The sequence below is a fragment of the Paenibacillus sp. 01T422 genome (assembly GCF_056398785.1).
Window position 1 is genome coordinate 1 of the sequence record NZ_JBFTQB010000982.1, and the last position, 2278, is coordinate 2278.

Here is a 2278-nt window from a genome sequence, read left to right on the forward strand (position 1 = left end):
GGATGATGACGATGGATGATGACGATGATTCATGGATATGAAGTTGCGGGAACGAGAGTTTGCACAGGAAAACAAGTGTATGAAAGCATCTGTTGTGGTCATTTCTATTTTTATGTTTGTACTGACAGCGTGCACCAATATGAATCAAAGGCAATCGGTGATAATGAAGCCGTCTCCGAGTGCGACTTCCATCGATTCACAATCAAGCGCTCCAATTAGCTCAATTCATCCACGTCAATCAGAGATGGTCACTTCTAAGCAAACTCCTGCACCGAGTAGTGCGGTAGCAACAGTTCCAGTCCAACCATCGGTTACTGTCCCGGCTGGTGAAGGGACAAAACCTGATCATGTCGTCATTGTTGTAGAAGAAAATCACTCATATGAGACTTTAATTGGGAATCGTGCTGCTCCCTACATGAATGCATTGACCAAGCAAGGCGCGTTTTTTACGCATTCCTATGCCGTAGCTCATCCGAGTCAGCCGAATTATTTTGTTCTGTTCTCGGGTTCTGATCAGGGGGTTAAAGACGATTCTTGCGGACATGTGTTTAAAACTCCAAATTTGGCGAGCGAGCTGGTACAAGCAGGCTATACATTTTCAGGATATTCGGAAGATTTGCCTGGGGTTGGTTCTACTGCTTGTACCAATCATCAATACGGCCGAAAACATAGCCCTTGGGTGAGTTTCTCTAATGTTACGAAAGAAAGTAACTTACCGTTCTCACAATTTCCAACGGATTATAGCAAACTCCCTACAGTTTCTTTTGTCATACCGAATTTGGATAATGATATGCACGATGGAACGATTCTATCCGCAGATAATTGGCTGAAAACCCACATAGGACCTTATGTCACTTGGGCACAAAGCCATAATAGCTTGCTTATCCTTACATGGGATGAGGATGATTCTTCGAAAGATAATCATATCCCGACGATCTTTGTTGGAGCGATGGTCAAACCTGTAACTTACGATCAGCGAATAACGCATTTGAATGTTTTACGAACAGTAGAAGATTTATATCATCTGCCATATATGGGGGCTACAGCGGATGTGTCTGCCATTCAAGGTATATGGAAAAACAAGCTCAAATAACATTAAACAAAGGCTATCCCCAAAAAATCATCAAATGACTAGGGGATAGCCTCTTATTGTTGTATTAGCTAGTAAGGGTTATCAAAGCTTCTAGAGCTGTTTTACATGCTTCAGGATCTTGATGTACGGCTCGTACTTGCCTCAAGACCTTATCAATGGCACTGTCAACTTCGGTCCACTTTTTCTTGTTCATAGGTTTGAGTTTGGCCTCTGAAGTATCCCATGTATGCTCCAAATCATCAACGCGTGATTTAGCGCCAGCGGCATTCCCTGCATTCACAAAACCAAGCGTATCCTCCGCTATTTTCTTGAAACTAGACAAATCACCTAGAGGTGCGGCCTGCTGAACGGAACTAGTTGAATCCCCTTGAGGAAGAGCATCTTGGAGATTCGTACTACGCCAATAATAGCCTGCTCCTGCCGCTATTACTAGGACACCTACAACGACGACAACTTGCCACATGACGGCGAATCCTTTCGTCTCATTGGCTGGCTTTGTTGATGGGGGTGCKACTACATCTCGCTTCGWGATKGARAGGAAAATGATGATCAGTAAGATGGCYAAAARGAATATGATGCTTGTTATCGTTGCYCCTAAWCCCAACCCGCCGAACTCCGGTGTTTGYGATAAYAARTCCCCAATCGAAGCCCCYAAAGGACGCGTCATGATGTAGGCGATCCAGAATGCCAACACAGCATTAAGACCAAAACGCCAGGCGATGGTCACGCARGCAATGACTRCACAAATAATAAGTCCTGTAACAAGGTAACCGAGTCCAAGGCTCTCTGCCATGAGATCTCCTGCTGCCGTTCCAAGTGCAAATGTGAAAAGGATCGTTARCCAATAAAAAGCTTCTCTTCGCTTRGTGAAGATGGAATGGATAGAGAGTGTTTTTTCTTTGGCGTACCAGAAAGATAGGCACAGTACTAGGATAACACTGAAAATGGCMGTRCTGACTTCAAGTGGGACGCCTATGCTATCTGTCAAATTGTCAGTAACGAGAGTTCCAAAGATGCTGATCAAGACGACCGTCAGCCAGTATAAACTAGGCATGTATTTCGTCGCTTTAAACTGAAAGAAGATCACRGCTAATAATAAAACGCCMATTACAACGGASGTACCCGTCAGTCCAAAGCCAAGATTAACGTTAAGGAAGTCAGCAGCAGTCTCACCAATGGTGGTAC

The 2278-nt window shown here is 44.2% G+C and carries 2 protein-coding genes and 1 pseudogene; 1 reads left to right on the top strand and 2 read right to left on the bottom strand.

The window, feature by feature from the left end; genetic code table 11:
* The first annotated feature begins 79 nt into the window (after positions 1-79).
* Positions 80-1093, top strand: a complete 1014-nt coding sequence (locus tag AC1DUA_RS34425) for an alkaline phosphatase family protein (protein WP_477504018.1) — start codon at positions 80-82, stop codon at positions 1091-1093.
* 64 nt (positions 1094-1157) lie between these two features.
* Here the strand turns inward: AC1DUA_RS34425 and AC1DUA_RS34430 are convergent, their stop codons facing one another.
* Positions 1158-1556, bottom strand: a complete 399-nt coding sequence (locus AC1DUA_RS34430) for a hypothetical protein (RefSeq protein ID WP_477504019.1) — start codon at positions 1554-1556, stop codon at positions 1158-1160.
* Positions 1557-1625: 69 nt separating this feature from the next.
* Positions 1626-2270, bottom strand: a pseudogene (locus AC1DUA_RS34435) (COG4705 family protein); the annotation flags it as partial.
* Between the last annotated feature and the right edge of the window lie 8 nt (positions 2271-2278).

Coding starts and splice junctions, on each gene's coding strand:
- AC1DUA_RS34430 (WP_477504019.1), bottom strand. CDS start 1,556: ATGTGGCAAGTTGTCGTCGTTGTAGGTGTCCTAGTAATAGCGGCAGGA.
- AC1DUA_RS34425 (WP_477504018.1), top strand. CDS start 80: ATGAAAGCATCTGTTGTGGTCATTTCTATTTTTATGTTTGTACTGACA.